23 protein-coding genes are annotated in these 22188 nt (G+C 68.4%); 14 read left to right on the forward strand and 9 right to left on the reverse strand.

Annotated features, from left to right (window positions below):
* Window positions 1–35 precede the first annotated feature (35 nt).
* Complete coding sequence (locus tag ACGF7Y_RS32905) at window positions 36–470, reverse strand: hypothetical protein (RefSeq protein WP_393240761.1); 435 nt, start codon at window positions 468–470, stop codon at window positions 36–38.
* A 174-nt stretch (window positions 471–644) separates the two neighbouring features.
* Between ACGF7Y_RS32905 and ACGF7Y_RS32910 the strand changes: the two genes are divergently transcribed.
* The gene (locus tag ACGF7Y_RS32910) at window positions 645–1937 is read left to right on the forward strand and encodes a phage tail tip lysozyme (protein WP_393240763.1); all 1293 of its coding nucleotides are present in this window, start codon (window positions 645–647) and stop codon (window positions 1935–1937) included.
* Window positions 1938–1986: 49 nt separating this feature from the next.
* On the opposite strand, the gene ACGF7Y_RS32915 is transcribed toward ACGF7Y_RS32910, so the two are convergent.
* A complete protein-coding gene (locus tag ACGF7Y_RS32915) occupies window positions 1987–3429 on the reverse strand; it encodes a cytochrome P450 (protein WP_051175521.1) in 1443 nt (480 codons plus the stop codon).
* Between the two features lie 113 nt (window positions 3430–3542).
* Here ACGF7Y_RS32915 and ACGF7Y_RS32920 point away from each other — a divergent pair, with 113 nt between their 5' ends.
* From ACGF7Y_RS32920 to ACGF7Y_RS32970, 11 genes are all read left to right on the forward strand, one after another.
* Window positions 3543–4181, forward strand: coding sequence for a TetR/AcrR family transcriptional regulator (locus tag ACGF7Y_RS32920; RefSeq protein ID WP_393240766.1), 639 nt, complete (start codon window positions 3543–3545; stop codon window positions 4179–4181).
* Between the two features lie 269 nt (window positions 4182–4450).
* Window positions 4451–4606 carry a hypothetical protein gene (locus tag ACGF7Y_RS32925; protein WP_393240769.1) on the forward strand — a complete coding sequence of 52 codons (156 nt, stop codon included), beginning with the start codon at window positions 4451–4453 and terminating at the stop codon, window positions 4604–4606.
* Window positions 4607–4849: 243 nt separating this feature from the next.
* A complete protein-coding gene (locus ACGF7Y_RS32930) occupies window positions 4850–6466 on the forward strand; it encodes a hypothetical protein (protein WP_393240772.1) in 1617 nt (538 codons plus the stop codon).
* A 283-nt stretch (window positions 6467–6749) separates the two neighbouring features.
* A complete protein-coding gene (locus ACGF7Y_RS32935; protein ID WP_393240775.1) occupies window positions 6750–8144 on the forward strand; it encodes an ATP-binding protein in 1395 nt (464 codons plus the stop codon).
* A gap of 25 nt (window positions 8145–8169) precedes the next feature.
* A complete protein-coding gene (locus ACGF7Y_RS32940; RefSeq protein ID WP_393240778.1) occupies window positions 8170–10119 on the forward strand; it encodes a VWA domain-containing protein in 1950 nt (649 codons plus the stop codon).
* A 51-nt stretch (window positions 10120–10170) separates the two neighbouring features.
* Window positions 10171–10512, forward strand: a complete 342-nt coding sequence (locus ACGF7Y_RS32945; protein ID WP_357957422.1) for a hypothetical protein — start codon at window positions 10171–10173, stop codon at window positions 10510–10512.
* 462 nt (window positions 10513–10974) lie between these two features.
* Window positions 10975–11334, forward strand: coding sequence for a hypothetical protein (locus ACGF7Y_RS32950; protein ID WP_391464315.1), 360 nt, complete (start codon window positions 10975–10977; stop codon window positions 11332–11334).
* The gene (locus ACGF7Y_RS32955) at window positions 11324–12154 is read left to right on the forward strand and encodes a hypothetical protein (protein ID WP_393240782.1); all 831 of its coding nucleotides are present in this window, start codon (window positions 11324–11326) and stop codon (window positions 12152–12154) included. The genes ACGF7Y_RS32950 and ACGF7Y_RS32955 overlap by 11 nt, the downstream gene beginning before the upstream one ends.
* Window positions 12151–12627, forward strand: coding sequence for a roadblock/LC7 domain-containing protein (locus ACGF7Y_RS32960; RefSeq protein WP_245549078.1), 477 nt, complete (start codon window positions 12151–12153; stop codon window positions 12625–12627). Before ACGF7Y_RS32955 ends, ACGF7Y_RS32960 begins: the two co-directional genes overlap by 4 nt.
* An 11-nt stretch (window positions 12628–12638) precedes the next feature.
* Complete coding sequence (locus ACGF7Y_RS32965; protein ID WP_040869544.1) at window positions 12639–13010, forward strand: hypothetical protein; 372 nt, start codon at window positions 12639–12641, stop codon at window positions 13008–13010.
* 80 nt (window positions 13011–13090) lie between these two features.
* Entirely contained in the window at window positions 13091–13675 is a 585-nt protein-coding gene (locus ACGF7Y_RS32970; RefSeq protein WP_393240785.1) for an NADPH-dependent FMN reductase, read from the forward strand.
* A gap of 43 nt (window positions 13676–13718) precedes the next feature.
* On the opposite strand, the gene ACGF7Y_RS32975 is transcribed toward ACGF7Y_RS32970, so the two are convergent.
* Window positions 13719–14033, reverse strand: coding sequence for a hypothetical protein (locus tag ACGF7Y_RS32975; RefSeq protein WP_393240788.1), 315 nt, complete (start codon window positions 14031–14033; stop codon window positions 13719–13721).
* Between the two features lie 175 nt (window positions 14034–14208).
* Entirely contained in the window at window positions 14209–14691 is a 483-nt protein-coding gene (locus tag ACGF7Y_RS32980; RefSeq protein ID WP_393240791.1) for a MarR family winged helix-turn-helix transcriptional regulator, read from the reverse strand.
* A gap of 71 nt (window positions 14692–14762) precedes the next feature.
* On the opposite strand from ACGF7Y_RS32980, the gene ACGF7Y_RS32985 reads away from it, so the two are divergent.
* On the forward strand, window positions 14763–16217 hold the full coding sequence (locus ACGF7Y_RS32985) for an MFS transporter (protein WP_393240794.1): 1455 nt from the start codon (window positions 14763–14765) through the stop codon (window positions 16215–16217).
* 383 nt (window positions 16218–16600) lie between these two features.
* Here the strand turns inward: ACGF7Y_RS32985 and ACGF7Y_RS32990 are convergent, their stop codons facing one another.
* Window positions 16601–17572, reverse strand: a complete 972-nt coding sequence (locus tag ACGF7Y_RS32990; protein ID WP_393240922.1) for a helix-turn-helix transcriptional regulator — start codon at window positions 17570–17572, stop codon at window positions 16601–16603.
* Window positions 17573–17661: 89 nt separating this feature from the next.
* Here ACGF7Y_RS32990 and ACGF7Y_RS32995 point away from each other — a divergent pair, with 89 nt between their 5' ends.
* A complete protein-coding gene (locus tag ACGF7Y_RS32995) occupies window positions 17662–18303 on the forward strand; it encodes a TIGR03086 family metal-binding protein (protein ID WP_393240797.1) in 642 nt (213 codons plus the stop codon).
* Between the two features lie 246 nt (window positions 18304–18549).
* Here the strand turns inward: ACGF7Y_RS32995 and ACGF7Y_RS33000 are convergent, their stop codons facing one another.
* The 4 genes from ACGF7Y_RS33000 to ACGF7Y_RS33015 are packed head-to-tail and all read right to left on the reverse strand — an operon-like array spanning window position 18550 to window position 22124.
* Entirely contained in the window at window positions 18550–19524 is a 975-nt protein-coding gene (locus ACGF7Y_RS33000) for a glycine betaine ABC transporter substrate-binding protein (RefSeq protein WP_393240800.1), read from the reverse strand.
* Window positions 19521–20285, reverse strand: coding sequence for an ABC transporter permease (locus ACGF7Y_RS33005; RefSeq protein WP_393240803.1), 765 nt, complete (start codon window positions 20283–20285; stop codon window positions 19521–19523). Before ACGF7Y_RS33005 ends, ACGF7Y_RS33000 begins: the two co-directional genes overlap by 4 nt.
* Window positions 20282–21481 carry an ABC transporter ATP-binding protein gene (locus ACGF7Y_RS33010; RefSeq protein WP_393240806.1) on the reverse strand — a complete coding sequence of 400 codons (1200 nt, stop codon included), beginning with the start codon at window positions 21479–21481 and terminating at the stop codon, window positions 20282–20284. The genes ACGF7Y_RS33005 and ACGF7Y_RS33010 overlap by 4 nt, the downstream gene beginning before the upstream one ends.
* Window positions 21474–22124: an ABC transporter permease gene (locus tag ACGF7Y_RS33015; RefSeq protein ID WP_393240925.1), complete on the reverse strand. Its 651-nt coding sequence runs from the start codon at window positions 22122–22124 to the stop codon at window positions 21474–21476. The genes ACGF7Y_RS33010 and ACGF7Y_RS33015 overlap by 8 nt, the downstream gene beginning before the upstream one ends.
* Window positions 22125–22188 lie beyond the last annotated feature (64 nt).

The raw sequence follows: 22188 nt of genomic DNA on the forward strand, positions 1-22188 counted from the left end.
GCCGGTCGGGAGGCATCCTGAGTCGACGGGGTCCGTCACGCGGGCTGAGCGAGCATAGAGGCCTGACCGCCCAGCAGGCGGCGGATCTCCTCGTCCGGATACGGGGTGCTCCGGCTCTCCTGCTGGAACGCACGCATGAACGCGGACATCGCCGCGGCGATCGGCGCGTGCCGGGTGAGGAGCGCGGCGATTTTCTCACCGATGCCCTCCGGCGGCTTGCCCTCGGCGAGGACGCGCACCATCGCGGCGCGCGCCTCCCGGTCCTCCCGCCGGAGCCCGTACAGGGCAGTGAGCAGCCAGTTCACCAGGTAGGTGGCGGTGTAGCCGCGGTCGTAGCTCTGGTTCTGGTCGAAGAACGCGGCCTCCTCCGGCGAGAGGTCGAACCCGCAGGAGAGCGCGAGGCCGTAGTCGCCGAAGTAGAGGCGTTGACCGTCGGCGCAGGATCGCGCCGAGGCCGACAACTTCCGCACCACCGTGCTGGTCGCCCTCGAAGCCGCTGCGGCAACGAGCCGCAGCGGTCAGCCCGGCCCTGTCGTCAACGAGATGACCCGCAAGGTGGCCGCGGCTCTGCACGCCGCGTGAAAGGTGTGGCCACACGCTGCCGTTCGCCGAGTGAATCCCTGAGATTGCGTTGGTGTTCGGGAATGCCGCGCCGGCCGGTTCGGTCAGCGCGGTATGGCAGCCGTTCCCACATCCGGGGACATTCGATAATCGACGTGTCGAGGTGTGTCGGCGTTGTCTGTCTGGATGAGAGCGAGGTGCCGATGAGCCCCAACGGCACCAAGCGGCTGGGTGATCTGCACGAGCTTCCCGCCTGCGCACCGGCAGGTTTGAAAGCTCTGTTCACGGTGGCCGAGGGCATGATTCAAACCCAGGTCGAGCTGCTGGGCTCGGGTACGCCGTCCAAGGCTCCTGATCTGCGTCAGCTGCTGCGCGATGAGGGAATCGTCAAACCCGAGGATCAGTCGACGATGATCGACAAATACAGCGATCACAAAGACGAGGTGCAGAAGGTCACCTCGGGCATCCACCGGAAGGACGACGGCATCGTCGTGAAAACCGCTGGGGTCGGCGATGTCGTGACGAAGGCCTACGGTGCCATCGATACCTCGGTCGGGGAACTCAACGCGAAGATCGATGCTTCTCACAACGCCGTACGGACGGTGACCGACAAAAACGGCAAGCCGGTGACGGACGAGAACGGCAACGTGCAGAAGGAACTGCCGAGAGACATAGTCAACGGTCTGTTCGAGGGTGTCTGGGATACGTTGAACACGACATACACTCAGGTCAGGTCCGTTTCGGACAAGGCAGCTGCCGAGGCGCTGAATATTCGCGGCGACGAGCCGAGTTTCACCCCCACCAACGCCAACACCAACACCAACAGCGGCGGCGCTCAGCCGGTGTCGTACCCCACCTCCGGGTACAACGGAAGCACCCCGTGGACCCCCAGCTCCGGTTCGATGGGCACCGCGATCATTCCCAGCGGAGAGAAGCCCACCGCGATGGCGATCATGCGCTACCTCATCGAGGAACACGGCTTCACTCCCGCGCAGGCAGCGGGAATCGTCGCCAACGCCAAGTTCGAGTCGGGGTTCAACGTCGGGGCCACGGGCGACAGCGGATCGGCCCACGGCCTGTTCCAGTGGCGATTCGGGCGCCACGCGGGCTTGCAGGAGTTCGCCAACCGGCCGGGCGAGAACATCGGTGACTGGAGAACCCATATCGATTACATGGTTCAGGAATTGCGCGGCGGAAGCTCCTACCAGAAGGCCGAAAACCTCATCGACTCGAACAGGGGCGACCCCCGTGCGGTGGCGGAGGCCTTCGACCGGTACTACGAGAAAAGCTCCGGATCCACGATCAACAGCCGACGCGAATACGCGGCTGGGCTGCTGACGGAGTGGAACAACGCTCAGGCGGCCAACGCCGTCTGAGGCAGGCAGGGCGTGACCCGCATTGCGGTTCCGGCCGAGCCGAGACTCTTCACGATGCCGTCGAGAACGTCGAGATGTGCGCGTGCCGAGGCCGCAGATTGATCGGGAGGCCGTCGTCGGGTGTCGGGCCGGTGCCCCAGGTGAGCGGCACCTGGTAGTCGACGGGGACGCTCCACTCGTACCGCAGCAGCATCCGGTGCATGATCGACTTCACGGTCATGCCCCCGAAATGCAGGCCGATGCACTTGTGCGCGCCGCCGCCGAACGGCGACCAGGCATATCGATGAATCCGGTCCTCGCGGCGGTGCTCGGCGAAGCGCTCCGGATCGAACTCGTCCGGGCGGGGCCACCACCGGGCCAATCGCATGGAGGGGTACGCGCCGATGATGATGTCGGTGCCGGCCGGAACGTAGCGACCCAGGATTTCGGTGTCCGCGATCGCCTGACGCATCAACACACCCGCGGGCGCGTACATCCGCAGTGTTTCCTTGAATGCCAGGTCCAGCGAAGGCAGCCGCTCCAAGTCGTCGTAGTCGAGATGCTCCTTGCCCAGCGCGATCGCTTCCGCGCGCAGCCGCTCCTGCCAGTGCGGATTCTTACCGAGCAGGTAGGTGAGCATGGACAGCGTGACGGCGCTGGTGTCGTGTGCCGCCATCAAAACGAAGATCATGTGGTTGACGACGTCGTCGTCGGTGAAGGTCTCCCCGGTGTCGCTCGTGGCGTGGCACAGCACGCTGAACAAGTCGGAGCCGTCGCCGGCGCGTTTGGCGGGCAGTTGGGCGCGGAAGTACTGCTCGAGCAGCGCTCGGCCGTGCAGTCCGCGCGACCAGGTGCCGCCGGGTACCGATGCCCGGATCAACGCCTGCCCGCCGACCACGGTGTGCTCGAAGGCGTGCTCCAGCCGCTTGGCCTCCGGCCCGAGCTTCGCACCCACGAAGACCTCGGTCGCGAGGTTGAGCAACATCTGTTTCACGTTGTCGTACAACAGGAATCCCGGCTCCGGGCGCCAGGACCCGAGTTCCCGCTCGATGCCCGGCCGCATCAGGTCGAGGTAGCTGATCAGCCGCGTCCTGGTGAAGGCCTGTTGCATGATGCGCCTGTGGTGCAGGTGCTCATCGAAGTCCAGCAGCATGATGCCGCGCCGGAAGAACGGCCCGATCCAGTACTCCCACCCCTTCTCGCTGGAGAAGACCTTGTCCTTGTTGCTCCAAACGACTTCCAGCGCTGCCGGGCCGAGTACGTTGACCGCTCGGCGGCCGAAGAGGTTCGTCCACGACACTTCGCCGTACTTCTCGAAGGCGTTGCGTCCCCACGCGATCGGATCGCTGTAGACGCGTAGCGAGTGTCCGATCAACGGCGCTCCCGAATCTCCCAGCACCGGGAGCAGGTTGCTTCCCGCCGGCGGTTCGGCGAGCGCGGTCGTCCGGGCGGGATAGCGATCCGCCAAGTCGGCGGCGTACTCCTGGAGCCTGCGGCGAATTCCGGCGTGCATGTGGCGTCCTTTCGCGGCGCTGCGAAGGTTCGAAGCGATCCGGCTCGCCACAAATTGGTGACGTTCCGTCACCAATTGACGCGCATCGAGCGGGTGCTTGTCAAGATGGAGTCATGACCAGCCCATCTACCTGGGGCGGCCGGACTGTCGAGGCGCGCCGGGCAGCCCGCCGCGAACGATTGATCGACGCCGCGATCGATGTCTGGGCGGACAGCGGCTGGGCGGCGGTCAGCCTGCGTAGCGTCTGCGCCCGAGCCGGCTTGAACGATCGGTATTTTCGCGAGAGTTTCGCCGATCGGGAAGAACTGCTCGCCGCTGCCTGGGACCACGTGCGGGACGAGACGACTGCCACTCTGGTCGCCGCGATCGGTGACCGGCGCGAATCGCCGCCGCTGGAGGTGCTGCATCGCGCGGTCGAGGCGGTGGTCCTCGGCTTCGCGGAGGATCCCCGTCGCAGCCAGGTTCTCTTCGGTGATCACGCGGGCAGCGCGATACTGGAACGGCGCCGCCACGATCTGGTGCTACTCGCCGCCGACTTGCTGGCGACGGGCCTCGAGCCCTATCTGCGTGCCGGGGTGGACAGGGAGGAGTTTCATCGCACGGCCCTGATGGCTGTCGGCGGGTTCGTGGAATTGACCAGCGCTTGGCGGGCGGGCGCCGTCGCGATAGACATCCCCGGTCTCATCGATCAGACGATCCGTCTCGGCGACATCCTCGCCGGGCACTATCTCGGGGACTACACCCGCTCGTGAGCTCGCTCCGCCATAAGCGGCGACGGTCTGCACAGCCGGTGTAAAGGCGGGCTCATGTTTCTCGACTCGAGGCCGGATGGCGGAAGAGGGTTGTCGGGCAGAAACTTCGGAGACGTTCCCCCCGGCTGCACCGAGGAGGCGATGGCCGGTGCGGCGGGCCGAGGCCGGATTGCGGGCCAACCCTTACCATCCCGATGTGATCCGCCGCCGCCGGACGGGCGTCCAGGGGACTTACGCAGACCATCCCCGGCACCTTCCAGGCCTGTCACGTGGCCGGAACCTCCAGCAACATTCACGACCCGGTGGCCGATGTCGCCGCCAGCATGAACTATGTCATGGAACGGTACGGTGTTTCACGGGACGGCCACGACCTGCAAGCGAAGGTCCAGCAGGCAGATCCGAACCGTTCGCCGAAAGGCTACTGAGCACGGACTCCGAGAGCGGGTCCGCGTTGTGGCCCGAGTTCTGTGCTGGGCGGTTCGTCCCGCTGCCCGGCGGTGTACTTCATTCGGTCCTGTTTGCTCGTCGGGTCGAACGGATTTCGATGACGGGTTATCTTTTCCGTCTGGGCCGGGTCGATCGTCCGGTTCGGCGGTAGTGGTCGACGGCCGAGGCAGCTATGGCGCGCTGCGTCTGGAACACTCGATCGTCGGAAAGGTTCTTTGCTGATGTTCCGTCGTTTCACGACCAACGCGCCCACGGGTGCGCCGCCGGTGGATGACCTGGTGGCCGGTGCGCTGCCGGACCGGGTGCAGATCGCGCATGAGCGGTTGGCCCACCAGGACGATCCGGCACTGCTGGAAGCATTGTCGGAGCGTGAGCTCGCCGCCTCCCGCGAGTTGGCCGAGCTCGTGCGCGACTACGAACGCCACGAGAAGCGGGCGCGTATCCAGGCGGCCGCCGATGCCGCGGAGCGCGTGCGGCGCACAGCCGCCGAGTTGGCCGAACGCGAGGCCGCCGATCTGCTGCGGGCCGCGCAGGCGATCGGTGAACAGCGCCACAGCAGCAGCCCGCACGCGAAAGTCGCTCGCCTGCACCAGCGCAAGCCACGGGTGCTGGGGCTGCTCGCCGGTGTGGTCGCGTTCTCGATGCTGTTCTCCGCGGTCACCGTGCAGCAGAACATCGCGCCGACCGGCGGCGCGACGAATCCGATGTTCTGGCTGTCGTACGGCTTGGAAGCCTTGATCAGTGCGGTACTCGTCGCGCTGATGCTGTCCACCGGGGATACCGCCGAGTGGGGGGTGATCGATCGGCTGTGGCAGGTCTACACCGTCGAAGGCGTCTTGCTGACGGCGAGTATCGCGCTGAACACGTTCCCGTATTTCCGGACGGGTGACATGGCCGGGATCGGCATCCACGCGATCGCACCGATCATGATCGGTGTCGCGCTCGTCACCCACCGGCTCGTCGCCGAGCGATACGGCCGCGCGATCGAGCAAGCGACCGCTGCCGTGCCCGACCACGAAGATCTCCAGGAACGACTGGCGGCGCTCACTCAGGTCGGCGGAGCCGGAAACCAGATTTTGCCCAGCATTCTCATGGAGCCCGCGGCGCCCGTTCAGCAACCGGCCGCTGTGCCACAGCCTGCCTCGGCTCCAGAGGGCGCGGCTGTTGCGGGACAGCGCCCCGACGCTACGCGGCACGAACAAGGCTCTCCGGTCGCAGCGGGGCAGCCCGCCGCCGAGATCTCAGCGCCCGCTCCCGCTCCGGAACTCACGGAGCTGTGGCTGGCCACGACGCCGTTTCCCGCGGTCGAACGGTCTCCCGTCGCGGAGGGCGGTTCGGAAGCGCCTGTCGAGGCCACCGCGGACGAAGCCGTGCTGGACGCGCGACTGGCCGCGGCGGTGCGTCAGACGCTCAACCGGATTCGATTCAGCAAGCCCGGCGAGCAACCGGTGGAGCAGCCCGCCGCTGCCGCGCCCGCACCGAACGCCGCGGAAACCGCGGAGACGGCCGACGAGCACGGCGTGCCAGGGGAGAGCGTAGAGGCGTCGTTCGCCGATGATGCGGCGGAGGCGGTTACGGCGCGCGAGGCCGATGGGGAGCACGACTCGGAGACTGCCGAGACGCACCCCGAATCGAATGTCCGTGCGCTGGAGCCGCTCGACGCGGGCGTGGTCCAGCACTACGCGCCCGGTGCGGGCGACATGGATCGCCCGGCGCGGATGGAACCGGTCACATCGGTCGTGGCGGCGAACGGGTCACCGATCGCGCACGACGCCGAAGACGTGTCCGCCGCGACAGCGCCGCGCGCGATCAGCGAACCTCAGCTGACTACCCGATAGTCCGGCTCGTCTCTTCGGAGCCGCGAGTAGCTTCGCCGGGTCCTGCGAATCGGGCGACGGCCGATCCTGATTCGAGAAAAGCCCCTCACGCAGGGGCTTTTCTGCTGTGAGAGTCCCGACTCCGATGGGCTCGCCGCTTCGGGTGACTGCGGGCCCGTGCACGAACCCGGGAGGCCGAAGGGATGCGTTCCTTCGTCGCCGGGCCGATAGCGTGCCGACAGGTCGGCGTCCCGCGCTTGCTTCCCGGTCGACCCGATGGCGAAATGGACGTAGCGTCGAATTCGTGAAAGTTCCCGCACATCTGCCCACCACCGCGGGCGACCTGCGTTCGGCCGGCTATCTGCCGCGTGGCGTGAAGACCGAGATCCGCGAGAACCTCCTCGCGCTGCTGAGTTCCGGCGGTGACCCCTGGCCCGGCATCGTCGGGTTCGACCGAACGGTGGTGCCGCAGCTGGAACGCGCGCTGCTGGCGGGGCACGACGTCGTGCTGCTCGGCGAGCGCGGCCAGGGCAAGACCCGGCTGCTGCGTTCCCTGGTCGGCTTGCTGGACGAATGGACGCCCGTGATCGCAGGGGCCGAGCTGGGCGAACACCCGCTCGACCCGATCAGCCCGGCCGGTCGGCGGCTGGCCGAGGAACTCGGCGACGACCTGCCCGTCGCGTGGCGGCATCGCTCGGAGCGGTACGCCGAGAAGCTCGCCACGCCCGACACCTCCGTCGGCGACCTGATCGGTGACGTCGACCCGGTCAAGGTGGCCGAGGGGCGCAGTCTCGGTGATCCCGAGACGATTCACTTCGGTCTCGTCCCGCGCGCGCACCGCGGCATCGTGGCGATCAACGAGCTGCCCGACCTCGCCGAACGCATCCAGGTCGCGCTGCTGAACGTGATGGAGGAACGCGATATCCAGGTCCGCGGCTACACGCTGCGCCTGCCGCTGGACGTATTGCTCGTGGCCACCGCCAACCCGGAGGACTACACGAACCGCGGCCGCATCATCACACCGCTGAAGGACCGTTTCGGTGCGGAGATCCGCACCCACTATCCGCTCAGCGTCGAGGCCGAGGTGGCGCTGGTGCGCCAGGAGGCCGAACTGGTGGCCGAGGTGGGCGATCCGCTGATCGAGGTGCTCGCTCGGTTCGTGCGTCAGCTGCGCGAGTCGTCCGCGATCGACCAGCGCTCGGGGGTGTCCGCGCGCTTCGCCGTTGCCGCGGCCGAGACGGTGGCGGCGGCGGCGCTGCGCAGGTCGGCGGTGACGGGGGAGAGTCCCGCGGTGGCGCGGCCCGTCGACCTCGAGTCCGTTCCCGCGGTGTTGCGCGGCAAGCTGGAGTTCGAATCCGGTGAGGAGGGGCGTGAGCAGGAACATCTCACCCACCTGCTGCGCCGCTCGTTCTCCGAGACGGCGCGGGCGTTGCTCGGCGGCCTGAACCTGCGGCCACTGGCCGAGGCGGTCGGCGACGGGCATCCGGTAACCACCGGCGAACGCGTCACCGGGGAGGAAGTCCTCTCGGCCCTGCCCGAACTGCCTGTGCTGCACGAAGTCGCCGAACGGCTCGGCGTCGACGCGGCCGATCCGCCGCCGCGGATCGCCTCTGCCGTCGAGTTCGCGCTGGAGGCGCTGTACCTGGCCCGTCAAATCGCGAAGGACTCCGACGACGGCTCGGCGGTGTACGGCCGATGACCGCCGTCGTTCCCGGCGAGGCGTCGTGACGACCCCCGACCGCTACTCCTACGGCCCCTATCACGAGGGGCCCGATCCGTTGGCGCCCCCGCTGGACCTGCGGGAGGCGCTGGACCGGATCGGTCGCGACGTCATGGAGGGCAGTTCGCCGCGCAACGCCCTGCAAGAGCTGTTGCGGCGCGGCACTCGTACCATGCCGGGGCTGGAGGAACTGACGCGCCGGTTGTGGCAGCGCCGCGCGGAGATCGCCAGGAGCCACCGGCTGGACGGCACGCTGCAACAGGTCCGGGAACTGCTCGAAGAGGCGTTGGAAGCCGAGCGCGGCGCCCTGTTCCCCGACCCGTCCGACGACGCCAGGTTCGCCGAAGCGCAGCTGGACGCACTGCCGTCGAGCACGGCCGCCGCCGTCACCGAACTCGCCGAGTACCCCTGGCGGTCGCAGACCGGCCGCGACAACTATCAGAAGATCCGTGACCTGCTCGGCCGCGAGCTGCTGGAATCGCGCTTCCAGGGGATGAAACAGGCTTTGCGGAACACCACTGCGCAGGACGTGGAGCGGGTCCGGCGGATGATGGCCGACCTGAACGACCTGCTCGCCGCCCACGCCAGGGGTGAGGACACCGAGCAGCGGTTCGCCGAGTTCATGGCCGAGCACGGCGAATTCTTCCCGGAGAATCCGCGCGACACCGAGGAACTGATCGACGCGCTCGCCGCCCGCGCCGCCGCCGCGCAGCGCATGATGAACTCGATGTCCGAGCAGCAGCGCGCGGAGCTGTCCGAGCTGATCGGCCAGGCGTTCGGCGATCCGGGGATCGCCCAGCAGGTCTCCGCGCTGGACGCGCATCTGCGGGCGCTACGTCCCGGAGAGGACTGGAACTCCGGTCGGAGGTTCCGCGGCGACGACCCGCTCGGCCTCGGCGAAGGCGCGCAAGCCCTGCAAGATCTCGCCGAACTCGACGCGCTCGCCGAGCAACTCGGCCAGTCCTATGCCGGTGCGCGTTTGGAGGACATCGACCTGGACGCGCTGGCCCGCCACCTCGGTGCGGACGCGAGCGTGGATGCCGCCCGGCTGGCCGAACTGGAGCGCGAATTGCGCGGGCAAGGCATCTTCGAGCGCGCACAGGACGGCTCACTGCGACTGACGCCAAAGGCTTTGCGCCGGCTCGGCGAGGTGGCGCTGCGTGACGTCGTCGGACGCTTGCGATCCCGTCGCGGTGAGCGGGACACGGCACTGGCGGGTGCCGCGGGTGAGCCGACCGGCGGTTCCCGGGCCTGGCGGTTCGGCGACACCGAGCCGTGGGACGTGTCGCGGACCGTCCGCAATGCCGTGCTGCGGTCGGCGTCGACGGGCAAACGCGGTGTGCGGCTGGACGTTGCCGATGTCGAGATCATGGAGACCGAGCAGCGGTCCAGGGCCGCCGTCGCGCTGTGCGTGGACACGTCCTGGTCGATGGTGCAGGACGGGAGATGGGTGCCGATGAAGCGCACCGCCTTGGCGCTGCACCACTTGATCGCCACCAGGTTCCGCTCCGACGCGCTGAGCGTGATCACCTTCGGCAGGCACGCGACGACCGTGGACATCGGCGAACTGACCGCGCTGGAAGGCGTCTGGGAGCAGGGCACCAATCTGCACCACGCGCTGCTGCTCGCCGCAGGGCACCTGCGCAGGCATCCGGACGCGGTGCCGATCGTGCTCGTCGTCACCGACGGCGAGCCGACCGCGCATCTGGAGCCGGACGGCCAGACGTACTTCGATTGGCCGCCCGCGCAGCGCACGCTGGCTGTGACGATGGCGCAGGTCGACGCCTTGGCCAAGCTGGGTGCGTCGGTGACGGTGTTCATGCTCGGGGAGGACCCGCGCCTGGCCGCGTTCGTCGATCTGATGGCCCGCCGCAGCGGTGGGCGCGTGGTGATGCCGGATCTGGACGGTCTCGGCGCCGCCGTGGTGAGCGATTACCTGCGCGGTAAGGCGTAAGGCGCGACCAACGCTGCGGACAGGGAGGGCGGCCGGCCCTACACTGAGCGGGTGACTTTTCGTCGGCTCGTCGCAGTGTCGTTCTTCGCCTTGGTGGTTCCCCTCGGCGTCGCTGCCTGCACGACGGAAGGCCCTGGTACGAAGACCGATTGCGCCCTGAGCGGCTGCACGGTGACATTCGCCCGCGGTGTGGACGCCAAAGCGAGCATCCTGGGCATCGAAGCGAAACTCATTGGCGTGAACGGCAACCTGGTCACCCTGTCGGTGGGTGGTCAGGAGGTCACGGTGCCGGTCGGGGAGACCCGGTCCGCCGACGGAAGCACCGTCGCGGTGCAGGAGGTGACCGACGACAAGGTCGTGGTCAAGATCTCCACCGGCCTCACCGCCGGCTGATTTCGTCCGGTGTAGCCGCCCGGTCCTTCGAGCGGGTGTATCGCCGATCTTGTAATTGCTGCGAGATGACTGCCCGGTGTGCCGGTCTCCCCGGCATGGCATGCCTCCGTGCGCGGCGCACGCCGGCGAAGGCGTGCGGTGTCGGTGACGCCTGCCCGTGCGTGCACAGTCGCAGGCGTGTCGCGTATGTGGCACCGGAGCAGTCGAGCGGCCGTATCGAGGATTTATTGTGGCCGGGTCGGCGTGTCGAGATCGAAAAACCGACGGGTATTGAATACCAATAGGTATTGAATACCAAAAGGTATTTATTACGCGCTGCCAGGGAAAATGTTTTTTACCGGAAATTTCTCCCCGATTAGCTGTACAGCGTGCGGTGCGCGTGTGTAGCGTCTGGAACCCGTAAACCCCTCACATGACAAGTGGTGGCGCGTGATCGGTATCGACGGTTGTCTGAAACGCATCATGGATATTCCCGGTGCGCGCAGTGTGACATTGGTGGACGGTGCGAGCGGTCTGGCGATCGCCGCGGACGGCAGGCACGAGGTGCTGGACGAGCACGAAGATGCCGCCGCCACAACGGATGTGGTGCGCGCGGTGCTCGCCTGCCCGGCATTGTCGAGCGGCGGCGACGGTGACGACGTCACCGAGATCATCGTCTGCGGAACCCGCGGATACCACCTGCTGAACCTGGTGAACGGCGACTTCGACGGACGGCTTTTCGTACACGTGCTGTTCGACGAGGACACCGGGAATCTCGCGATGGCGCGATATCAGCTGCGCGGAATTCTCGATGAATTGGCCGAGGACACCGATGAGTCCTGAACTCGCGGTCGAATTGCGGCGGCTGGAGAAGGAAGGACGTACGGGCGTGCTGCGCGCGGGCGACGGTGCGTTTCACCTCGCCGAAGGCGCGATCGTTTCCGCCGATTGCCGCCGCACCACGGGACTGGACCGGCTGGTCGTCGAGGCGGGCGTGGCGACCGCCGAGGACTGGCGGCGCGCGGGGGCGGGCGATCCCGGCCGTGTGCTGGGGCGGCCCCGGCTGGAAACCCTCGCCATGCTGTCGGTTTTCGACGCCGCCTACTTCCTGCTGGCCTCGCCCGCCGTCCCGGAGTTCCGTCCGGCCCCACCGCACTGGCTGGCCCCGGTCTGCCATATCCCGCCGCGGACTCTCGTGCAGGAGTGCGCGCGGCGCGGCGATCCGGAGTCCGGGCCGTGGCCCGCGGATCTGGTCGATCGGGTGCCGGTCGTGCCGGTGCGCCGGGTGCGGCGGCGCCGTCTGGTGCTCACCGGGGGGCAGGCCGAGGTGCTGGCCGCCGCGGACGCGCGGCGCAGTGTCGCGGGGATCGGCCGCGAACTGGGCCGCACCACCTATGGATGTCTGGTCGCGGTGCGGGATCTGACCGCCGCGGGGCTGATCGAGCCGCCCGCCGGAACATCCGTCCTGGTGGCGGCCCGGCCGGTCGCACCCGAACCGGTGACCGACGAGCCCGTGGCGGTCGCAACCGTGAGCGCCGAGCCGGGCCGGCTTCCGAGACGCCGCGGGCGGCACTCGGCGCCGGTCCCCGTCGCGGAGCGTTCGGAACCGCCGGACCGGGACCTGCTCGTCCGCCTGCAAGCGGCTTTGGAGGAGCTCGCGTGACCGCGCGGAAGAAACTGCTCGGCAATGTGATGGGAAGGTTGACCAAGGTGGCGATGTCCGGACCCGAACCGAACGCGGCGGTGCTTCTGGAGCTGAAGGCCCTGCGCGATCGCGTCCCTCGGCTGACCGGCGCGCTCGTGGCATCCAACGACGGGCTGCTTGTCGCCCACGATCTACCTGCGCAGATCGAGCCGAACGGGATGGCGGCGATGGCCGCCTCGCAGCTGTCGCTGTCGCACCGGCTGGCCACCACCGCGCATGGCGGCGGGTTCAGCGAGGTGGTGGTGCACGGCACGAGCGGGCACGTGGTCATCTACGCGGCGGGCTGGACGTCGCTGACCGTTCTGGCCGCCCCCGAGGTGAACATCGGCAGGCTGCATCTGGAATCCCGCCCGGCGGCGCGGGCGATCGCCGACTTGCTGACGCCGGTGGCGACCGACGCACGAAGCGAACAGACAACGAAAACCCACTGAAAGGAACACTTATGTCCACTATGGATCTGGCCCTCAAAGACATGATGGTGATCGACGGCGCGATCGGCGCCGCCGTGGTCGACTACAACAGCGGTATGGCGCTGGGCATGCTCGGCAGTTCCAAGTCCCTGGATCTCCAGGTCGCGGGCGCGGGCAACACCGAGGTGGTGCGCGCCAAGATGCGGACCATGGACCAGCTGGGGCTCAAGGAGGACATCGAGGACATCCTCATCACGCTGTCCGGGCAGTACCACATCATCCGTCCGATGACCGGCCGCAAGTCCAAGGGCCTGTTCCTCTACCTGGCGCTGGACCGCGGCCGGGCGAATCTGGCGATGGCCAGGCACCGCCTGAAGGGCATCGAGGAGGACCTGGAGGTCTGATCGGCGCTCGCCGATTTGACCTGAAGCGTGGTTCAGGTCCGACGCTGTTGTGTGCAACGCACGCGTCGAAGGGAACCACCATGTCCGACCACCCGATTCAGCTCGCCGTGATCGTCGGCAGCACCCGTACGGGCCGCTTCGGCCCGACCGTCGCCACCTGGTTCGCCGAACACGCCGACCGGCGCGACGACGTCACCGTCGACGTCGTCGATCTGGCCGAAACACCCTTGCCGCAACAACTTTCCCACCACCCCGGGCCCGAGGCGGCGCGGGCGCTGGCAGCGGTGGGGCCCCGGCTGGCCGCGGCGGACGCTTTCGTCGTGGTGACACCCGAGTACAACCACAGCTATCCGGCGTCGGTCAAGAACGCCATCGATTGGCACTACACCGAATGGCGGGCCAAGCCGGTGGGATTCGTCTCCTACGGCGGGATCTCCGGCGGTTTACGCGCGGTCGAGCACCTCAGGCATGTGTTCGCCGAACTGCACGCGGTCACCGTGCGCGACACGGTGAGCTTTCACGATGCGGGCAGGCGATTCGACTCCGCAGGGCAGCCGACCGATCCGGAGATGCCGGTGTCAGCCGCCGATCAACTGCTCGGCCAGCTGGTCTGGTGGGGGCGTGCACTGCGGTCGGCACGGGCCGAACATCCCTATACCGCTTGATGTTCGACACTTCGGTTCGCTCCGCCGGGCTGTGCTCGGGAAGTCAGGCGACCAACCGCAGGCTGCGCCACCGCTTCTTCCCCCACCGGCGTAACCCGGGACTGACGACCAGCACCGGCAAGAGCAGGACGAATCCGATCAGAGTCAGGTAGACCACGATTTCGCCCACGATCTGGACGACGGTGGGCAGGGCGAAGGGAACGGCCAGCGCTCCCAAGGCAATGGCCAGCGGGTAGGCGCCCGCCTGAGCCGCGGTGACGGCGGCGAAGGCGAGTCCGCCCGCGAGCAGCAGACCGACCAGTGCGACCAGGTAGTTGTCCCACCACGCGGTGTTCGTCGCCCGATGTGGCTCGCGCATGCGGGGGAGCCTAACGCCGTGATCCCGGGGAGAGGGGCGAATCGTCGGCATCCGGTGCGATCGGCGGTGGCGTGGCCGCACGAGGTTTACCGTCACGGGTGTTGAGCCATGCCCCGGCGAACATCAGTGCGGCGCCGAAGGCTCGGACGGGCGCGATTGATCGCATGACCGTTCGTCACGCGAGGTCGGGCGGGCGTGGCCACGGATTGTGCTCTTTGTCCTCGACCGACTGGTTGAAGCGCGCGATGAGCTTGCTGAGTTGATCGATGTCGGCCTCGGTCCAGTCGGCCACCACGGCGCCGATGCCTTGGCGGCTCTGCACGCGGTCGGAGGCCAGTGACTCCAGCCCTTTCGGGCTGGCGCGGATCTTGCGGGCGATGCCCCCGTCGGGGTCGGGCACCCGGTCGACCAACCCTTGCCTGAGCATCGCCGCGACCTGCCGGTTGATCGTGGAAATGTCCAACCGGAACGCTTCGGACAGCTCGCGCAGACTCAGCGGGTGGTCCAGTTCCAGCCTGGTCAAGATCAGATACGCCGAGCGGTCGAGCTGGAAGCCGGGGCGCCGTAGCAGCGCGGCGGGAAAGTGCCTGGACAGTAGCGAGAGCTCGTAGGCGAGGCGGCTCAGCGCTGCGTCGTCGCCGGGACCGGAATCGGACATGCCCCACTATGTCGCGAGGATCACGTCGATACCAAATTGTGCAGCATACACACCATATGTACCGTGCATACGTGACAGTAACCGCCGACGCGTCTTCGACCGTCTCTGATTCCAGCGACCGGCGTCCCGCGCCGGCCTTGCTCATCGCGACGCTCGGCATGGTCGGTGTCGTCGTCTCGCTCATGCAGACGCTGGTCATCCCGATCATTCCGGCACTGCCCACGCTGCTGAACACCTCCGCGTCCAACGCCTCCTGGGTCGTCACGGCCACCCTGCTGGCGGGCGCGGTGGCGACGCCGATCAGCGGACGTCTCGGCGACATGTTCGGCAAGCGCCGCATCCTGTTCGCGAACCTGCTTCTACTGGTGGCCGGTTCGGTGGTCTGCGCGTCGTTCTCCACGCTGCTGCCCGAGATCGTCGGCCGCTCGCTGCAAGGTGCGGCGGTCGGCGCCATTCCACTGGGCATCAGCATCATGCGGGACGAATTACCCGCCGAGCGGGTGGGCTCCGCGATGGCGATCATGAGTGCCACGCTCGGCGTCGGCGGCGCGATCGGCCTGCCGGTCGCGGCGGCCATCGCGCAGAACGCGAACTGGCACGTGCTGTTCTGGACGTCCGCCGCGCTCGGCGTCGTCTGCGCCGCCGTGGTTTTCGTGTTGGTGCCGGAGTCGCCGGTGCGCACACCCGCCCGATTCGATTTCGGCGGTGCGATCGGGTTGTCGGCGGCACTGCTCGCGCTGCTCATCGCGATCACAAAAGGCGCGGACTGGGGTTGGGCCAGCGCCCCGATCCTGATCCTGTTCGCGGTATCTCTGGTGGTGTTCCTCGGCTGGGGCGCTTTCGAACTGCGGCAGCGTTCACCGCTGGTGGACCTGCGGGTCTCGGCGCGACCGCGGGTGCTGTTCACCAACGCGGCCTCGATCGCCGTCGGCTTCGCGCTCTACGGCATGTCGCTGACCTTCCCGCAGCTGCTGATGGCGCCGGAGCAGACCGGTTACGGCTTCGGGCTGTCCATGATCAGCGCCGGGTTGGCGCTGGCGCCGACCGGTTTCGTGATGATGCTGCTGTCGCCGGTGTCGGCGCGGCTGTCGGCGAGCCGCGGCCCCAAGGTCACTCTCGCACTCGGATCGGCGGTGATCGCGGTCGGGTACCTGTGCGCGGTGGTGTTGATGAACAGCGTCTGGGAGATCATGCTCGCCGCGGTGATCGTCGCGGGCGGCGTCGGCCTGGCGTACGCGGCGATGCCCGCGCTGATCATGGGCGCGGTGCCGATCACCGAGACCGCGGCGGCCAACGGCCTGAACTCGCTGATGCGCTCGATCGGTACCTCGACCTCCGCGGCGGTGATGAGCGTGGTGCTGGCGCACATGACCATGCAGCTGGGCCCGCACCTGCTGCCCTCGCGCGACGGGTTCCACACCACCTTCCTCATCGCGATGGTGGCGGCGCTGGTCGCGATCGGCCTGACCGCCTTGATCCCGATGCGGAAGACCGCCGACGCGGCTACCACCATCGGGCATTCCTGACGACTGTCGTTCCGGGGTACCGATCCCGGGTTCAGCCGGGTCGGTACCCCGGGGTCGAGACCACGGGTCCCAGCGGGAGCGGCTGCGCGAGTGGCGACTCCGGCAGTAATCGTTCCTGCGGGCTGGTGTCGAGGCACCGGTATGGCCCCCGGCTCGCCTGCCGACGGCTTCGTTCGTGCTTGTGAGGGGTTCTTCCCTACTTTCTTGGTGAGCGAGTGTGTTGGGTTGGCGCGTGCGCGAATCCTCGTGTGCCGTGTGCCGTGTGCCGTGTGCCGTGTGCCGTGTGCCGTGTGCCGTGTGCCGTGTGCCGTGTGCCGTGTGCCGTGTGCCGTGTGCCGTGTGCAGCGGCAGCGCTGGTCGGTCGAGTGCCGATCAGTTCGAATTCAGGAGTCGGCGACGGACTCGGTGTACCGGCGGCCGAGGGTACGGATGTGGGCGACCAGCTCCGGCGGCCCGTCGACGCGGAAATCCATCATCAGCATGGACAGGTAGATCGCGATGGTCTCCAGCGCGTCCGCGCCGGTGTAGAGCACACAGGTGTCCGCGTCCACGGCCTCGACCACGCCGACGGCGGGATTGATGCGGGCGATGACCGTCTCGGCGGGTGCGAGCACGGTGACCCGCGCCCGCACCTTCCATCCGGTTGTCGCGACGTGCCGCATGACGAAGGCGACCAGATCGTCATCCGGAAGCGAGCGTGCGGCGAAGCGGCGGGAACCGCCTTCGGCGTGGCTGATCCGGGCCACCGGGATCGCGCGCCACGTGTGGTCTTCCAGGCTGTAGGCGACCAGATACCAGCGGCGCTGCCAGTTGATCAGCCGGTACGGCTCCACCTCGATAGACGCTTCGATCCCGGCTTCGGCGATCCGGACCGTCGCGCCGTCGCGGATGGCCCCGGCCAGGGTGGTGAGCACGGCGGCGGGTACCGGCGCGTCCGGCTCGCGCGATCCGGTCGTGGCCGGGCCGATCGCCGTCGCGTCACGCAACGCGGAGACCTTGCGCTGCAAGCGTTTCGGCAGGATCTGATCCAATTTGCCCAGTGCTTTGGTGACGTGCTCGGCGATGTCCGCGATGCCGGTGGAGCCGTCCTCGGCGAGTCCGACCGCGACGGCGACGGCCACCGCTTCGTCGTCGTCCAGTAGCAGAGGCGGCATGGTCGCGCCGCGGCCGAGCCGGTAGCCGCCGATGGCGCCGCGTTCGGCGTGCACCGGGTAGCCCAGCTCGCGCAGGCGCTGGATGTCGTGCCGCAGGGTGCGATCGGTGACGCCGAGACGCTCGGCCAGTTCGCGTCCGGTGTGTGCGCGGTCCTGGAGCAACGCGAGCAACCGCAGCAGTCGCGGAGTGGTCGAGGCCACTTTTTCCTCCCGGGTCAATTAGGAATGAAAGTAGCCTAATGCCCGCATAGGCTTATGTCAGCACCGAAAAACGACCGAAGGGCTCCGACATGAACGCCACCACCACCGCCGCCGCGACTCTGCGCCCCGTCTGGCGCGGCGTGCTCGCCGATTCCTACCGCGCACTGGAGAGCGTCGTCGCCGGTGTGCGGGCGGATCAGTGGCATCTGCCGACCCCGTGCTCGGAATGGGATGTGACGCAGGTCGTCCAGCACGCCGCCGGTGACCAGCTGGCGTTCGCCGAGTTCCTCGGCATCGGCGACGGTCCGGCCTACAACCCGTTCGAGCCGTCCGGCGCGGTCGACGGTGCCCCCGCGGAGTTGGTGCGCGGGGCGATCGAGCAGACCGCCCTCGCCTGGAGCACCGTGGACGACGCCACCGAGACGGTGCAGACGCCGCTGCCGCACGGCGCGCTCGCCACACCGGTGGCCGCGGTGATGTGCGCGCTGGACGCCGCGGTCCACGCCTGGGACATCGCGATCGCGACCGGCCAGGCGTCGCCGTTGACCGATGAGCTCGCCACCCACCTGCTCGCCGCCGCCCGGGCCGGTCACCCGGCGCCCGGCAGCGGCGAGACGGCGGAGATCGTCGAACCGCTGCGCCAGTGGGGGGCCTATGCCGCGATCGTCGACGGCCCGTCCGGCGACGCCGTCGGTGATCTGCTGCGGTACCTGGGGCGCGAGCCGCGCTGAGCGTTGCGGCGGCTCCGGCGGGGCCCGCTGCCCATGCGCTGACAGAGGCCACCGGCTCGGCCGGACCTGACCTTCGACTTCCTATCGCGCGAACACGGGTCATCGTGGCCGATCCGGACAGCTTGTTCGGGTCGGCGGCGATGGACCGACCGGCACATCGGTGGTGGCCCCGCGGAGGCGTTCTCGATCGAATCGCAACGATCTCGGGACCCGACGGGATCGGCGCACGCCCGGTGACTCACGGCTTCAACGTGCGGTGACGAACCCCTCGGCGACCATCCAGTCCCGGGCCACCTCCGCGGGTTCGCGCCCGTCCACGTCGACCTGACGGTTGAGTTCGGTGATGGTCTCGTTGGTGAGGCGCTGCGAGATCGGCGTCATGATCTCGACTACCTCCGGATGCTCGTCGGCGAAACTCTCGCGCATCACCAGCGCGGCGTTGTACTTCGGGAAGAACCCGCGATCGTCCTGGAGCAGGACCAGATTCAAGGCCGGGATGCGCCCGTCGGTGGCGGCGACCGAGCCGAAACGGCACTGTCTGCCGTCTGCGGTCGCCTGGTAGACCACCGCGTCCTGCACGATCTGCTTGCGCACCTTGCCCGCGTCGATCTCGTACTTGCGGACGAGGCCGGGGAATCCGTCCTGGCGGACGTTGAATTCGGTGCCGACGCAGATGGCCGCGGCGGCCGGATCGGCGGCGGCCAGCGCGGCGTAGTCCGACAGCGTGCGCACGCCGGTCTCCCGCGCGGTCCGCGCGCTCATGACCAGCGCGTAGGTGTTGTTCATCGGCGCCATCGCGGTCCACACCATGCCGTGCTCGGCGAGGTCGGCGTCCCGCACCGCCTCGAACTGGCCGATCTCGTCGGGCACCGGCTTCTCGTTGCCGAGGTAATTGATCCAGCCGGTGCCGGTGTATTCGTAGGCGATGTCGATCTGCCCGTGCAGCTGGGCGTCGCGCACGCTGTTGGAGCCCTGGATGTTGGTCAGGTCGCGGACCTCGGCGCCGGCCGCGGTCAGGGCGAACTCGATGAGATACCCGAGGATGTTCTGTTCGGTGAAGTCTTTGGAGCCCACCGTGACCGGCACGCCGTCCAGTGCGGGGATCGGGCGGATACTGCCCGGCCCCACCCGCAGCGGCACCGCGCCGCCGGATTGCAGCCCGCAGGCGGCCACCAGCGCCAACCCCAGCCCCAGAGCGAGCACGCGCCACACCCGCGTCATTTCAGCCCCCTGGGCCCGAGGAATTCCTCGGCGAGCGCGCCGAACCAATCCACCAGCAGGGCCAGCGCCACCGCGAGCACCGCGCCGACCACCAGGGTGACGTTGTCGCGCAGTTTGTAGCCGGTGTCGATCAGAATGCCCAGCCCGCCCGCGCTCACCAGGAACGACAGCGTCGCGGTGCCGACGGCGAGTACCAGCGAGGTGCGCAACCCGGCCAGGATGTAGGGCACCGCGAGCGGGAATTCGATGCGGCGCAACACCGTCACGGCCGACATCCCCTGACCGCGGCCCGCATCGATGAGCGTCCGGTCCACCTGCTGGTAGCCCAGGATGGTGTTGCGCAGCACCGGAAGCAGCGAGTAGAACGCGATCGGCGCCACGCCGATCCAGAAGCCGGTGGTCCGGGTGGCCAGATAGAACAGCACGATCAGCCCGATGGCAGGAGCGGCCGCGCCGATGTTCGCTATGCCCACGAAGATCGGTGTGAGGCGCCGGAATCCCGGTCTCGTGAGCAGGGTGCCCAGCGGGACGGCAACCGCGAGCACGATCAGCACCACGGTCCCGGTGATCAGCACGTGCTGCCAGGTGACGGTCGCGACGTTGCCCGCGTTCAGGCTCGCTCGCTGCGTGACGGTGAGCTCGCGGGCGAACGCCCACACCAGCACGCCGGCGGTGAGCACGAGCACGAGCACGGGCTGCACGAGCAAACGGATGCGCTCCGCCCTGCGCTGGGCGGCGGGTGACGCGATGGCGGTGGTCATGGCGTCCCGTCCCGCGCGGCGCCGTCCGCTCCGTGTTCGGCGCGCAGGGCCGACAGGTGGCCGATCAGCGTGTCGATGGTGATCAGGCCGACGTACTCGCCGCGCGGTCCGGTCACCACCGCGGTCGCGTTCTGATGCGTCAGCAGGGCTTCCAGCGCGTCCTGCAGCGTCGATTTCAGCGACAATGTCTCCGGCACCGGTGATCCGAGGCCGCGCAGCGAATCGGCGTGCGCCAGGTGCTCGGCCGAGACCCAGCGAAGTGGACGGCCCTGACCGTCCAGCACCAGCGCCAACGGCCGGTCCCGGTCCGCGAGCGCGGCGCGCAGCGTGCCGGCCGGGTCCTCCTCGGTGGCGGTGGGGCAATCGCCGAGTTCGACGTCCCCGACCCGGGTCAATGTGAGCTGTTTGAGCGAGGCGTCCGCTCCGACGAAGCCTGCGACCGTCTCGTCGGCGGGGTCGGCCAGGATCGCCGCGGGCGTGTCGTATTGCAGGATCCGGGACTTGTCGCCGAGTACGGCGATGCGATCGCCGAGCTTGACCGCCTCGGTGAAATCGTGGGTGACGAAGACGATCGTCTTGCCGAGTTCGCCTTGCAGGCGTAGCAGCTCGTTCTGCAGCGAGCCCCGGGTGATCGGATCGACCGCGCCGAACGGCTCGTCCATCAGTAGCACGGGCGGGTCGGCCGCCAGCGCCCTGGCCACACCGACGCGCTGCTGCTGGCCGCCGGACAACCGGCGGGGATAGCGGTCGCGGAAGGTGTCCGGGTCGAGGCCGACCAGTTCCAGCATCTCGTCGACCCGTGCCGCGATGCGCCGCCGGTCCCACCCGATCAGGCCCGGCACGGTCGCCACGTTCTTCGCGACGGTCAGGTGCGGGAACAATCCCGCCTGCTGGATCGAATAGCCGATGCCGCGGCGCAATCGGTCGGGATGGATCGTGGCCGCGTCACGCCCATCGATCGTGATGGTGCCCGAGGTGGGCTCGATCAACCGGTTGATCATCCGCATGGTGGTGGTCTTGCCGCAGCCGGACGGTCCCACCAGGACCACGATCTCACCGGCCGGGATGGTGAGCGAGACGCTGTCCACGGCCGGATCACGCTGTCCCGGATAATGTTTGGTCACCGAATGCAGCACGATCTCGACGCCGGAGACGACGGATCTCGCGGAGCCGTCGCGGGTTTCGGTCTCAGTCACGGATTCCCCTCGAGGTGGTGAGCCGTCCGATCAGGACGTAGATCCCGTCGAGTACGAGTGCGAGCACGACGACGAGGAGCGTGCCGACCAGGGCCTGCGGCAACGCGTTCGGGCTGCCGAGGCGCGCGAGACCGGAGAAGATCAGGTTGCCGAGCCCGGGACCCTTGGCGTATGCGGCGAGGGCGAGAATTCCCATGATCAGTTGCGTGCTCACCCGCATTCCGGCCAGGATCGCCGGCCAGGCCAGCGGCAATTCGATCCGGGCGAGCACCCGGAGCCGGTTCATCCCGACCCCGCGGGCCGCATCGGTCACGGCCGGGTCCACCGAGGCGAGCCCGATGATGGTGTTGCGCAGAATCGGCAGCAGTGCGTACACCACGAGCGCGGTGATCGTCGGCGCGACACCCAGGCCGAGGATCGGGATCAGCAGGCCCAGCAGCGCGAACGACGGAACGGTGAGCACCGCGCCCGCCAGCGCGGAGGCGATCGAGGAGCCGAACGGGCTGCGGTAGACCAGCACCCCGATCAGCACCGAGACCGCCGTGGCCAGCAGCACCGATTGCACCACGGCCGAGACGTGCAGGTAGGAGTCGACCAGCAACTGATGCCGCCGGTGCACGATGAATGTCCACAGCGTGTCCAGGGCGGTACCTCCCCATCGGCCGGCCTCTTGGGAGACTAGCGCGGTTTCGCCGGTGCCGTACGCG

It is taken from the genome of Nocardia sp. NPDC047654 (assembly GCF_043205035.1).
Classification (GTDB): domain Bacteria; phylum Actinomycetota; class Actinomycetes; order Mycobacteriales; family Mycobacteriaceae; genus Nocardia.

Coding starts and splice junctions, on each gene's coding strand:
- ACGF7Y_RS32910 (WP_393240763.1), top strand. CDS start 645: ATGCCGCGCCGGCCGGTTCGGTCAGCGCGGTATGGCAGCCGTTCCCAC.
- ACGF7Y_RS32915 (WP_051175521.1), bottom strand. CDS start 3,429: ATGCACGCCGGAATTCGCCGCAGGCTCCAGGAGTACGCCGCCGACTTG.
- ACGF7Y_RS32920 (WP_393240766.1), top strand. CDS start 3,543: ATGACCAGCCCATCTACCTGGGGCGGCCGGACTGTCGAGGCGCGCCGG.
- ACGF7Y_RS32930 (WP_393240772.1), top strand. CDS start 4,850: ATGTTCCGTCGTTTCACGACCAACGCGCCCACGGGTGCGCCGCCGGTG.
- ACGF7Y_RS32950 (WP_391464315.1), top strand. CDS start 10,975: ATGGATATTCCCGGTGCGCGCAGTGTGACATTGGTGGACGGTGCGAGC.
- ACGF7Y_RS32955 (WP_393240782.1), top strand. CDS start 11,324: ATGAGTCCTGAACTCGCGGTCGAATTGCGGCGGCTGGAGAAGGAAGGA.
- ACGF7Y_RS32965 (WP_040869544.1), top strand. CDS start 12,639: ATGTCCACTATGGATCTGGCCCTCAAAGACATGATGGTGATCGACGGC.
- ACGF7Y_RS32970 (WP_393240785.1), top strand. CDS start 13,091: ATGTCCGACCACCCGATTCAGCTCGCCGTGATCGTCGGCAGCACCCGT.
- ACGF7Y_RS32975 (WP_393240788.1), bottom strand. CDS start 14,033: ATGCGCGAGCCACATCGGGCGACGAACACCGCGTGGTGGGACAACTAC.
- ACGF7Y_RS32980 (WP_393240791.1), bottom strand. CDS start 14,691: ATGTCCGATTCCGGTCCCGGCGACGACGCAGCGCTGAGCCGCCTCGCC.
- ACGF7Y_RS32995 (WP_393240797.1), top strand. CDS start 17,662: ATGAACGCCACCACCACCGCCGCCGCGACTCTGCGCCCCGTCTGGCGC.
- ACGF7Y_RS33000 (WP_393240800.1), bottom strand. CDS start 19,524: ATGACGCGGGTGTGGCGCGTGCTCGCTCTGGGGCTGGGGTTGGCGCTG.
- ACGF7Y_RS33005 (WP_393240803.1), bottom strand. CDS start 20,285: ATGACCACCGCCATCGCGTCACCCGCCGCCCAGCGCAGGGCGGAGCGC.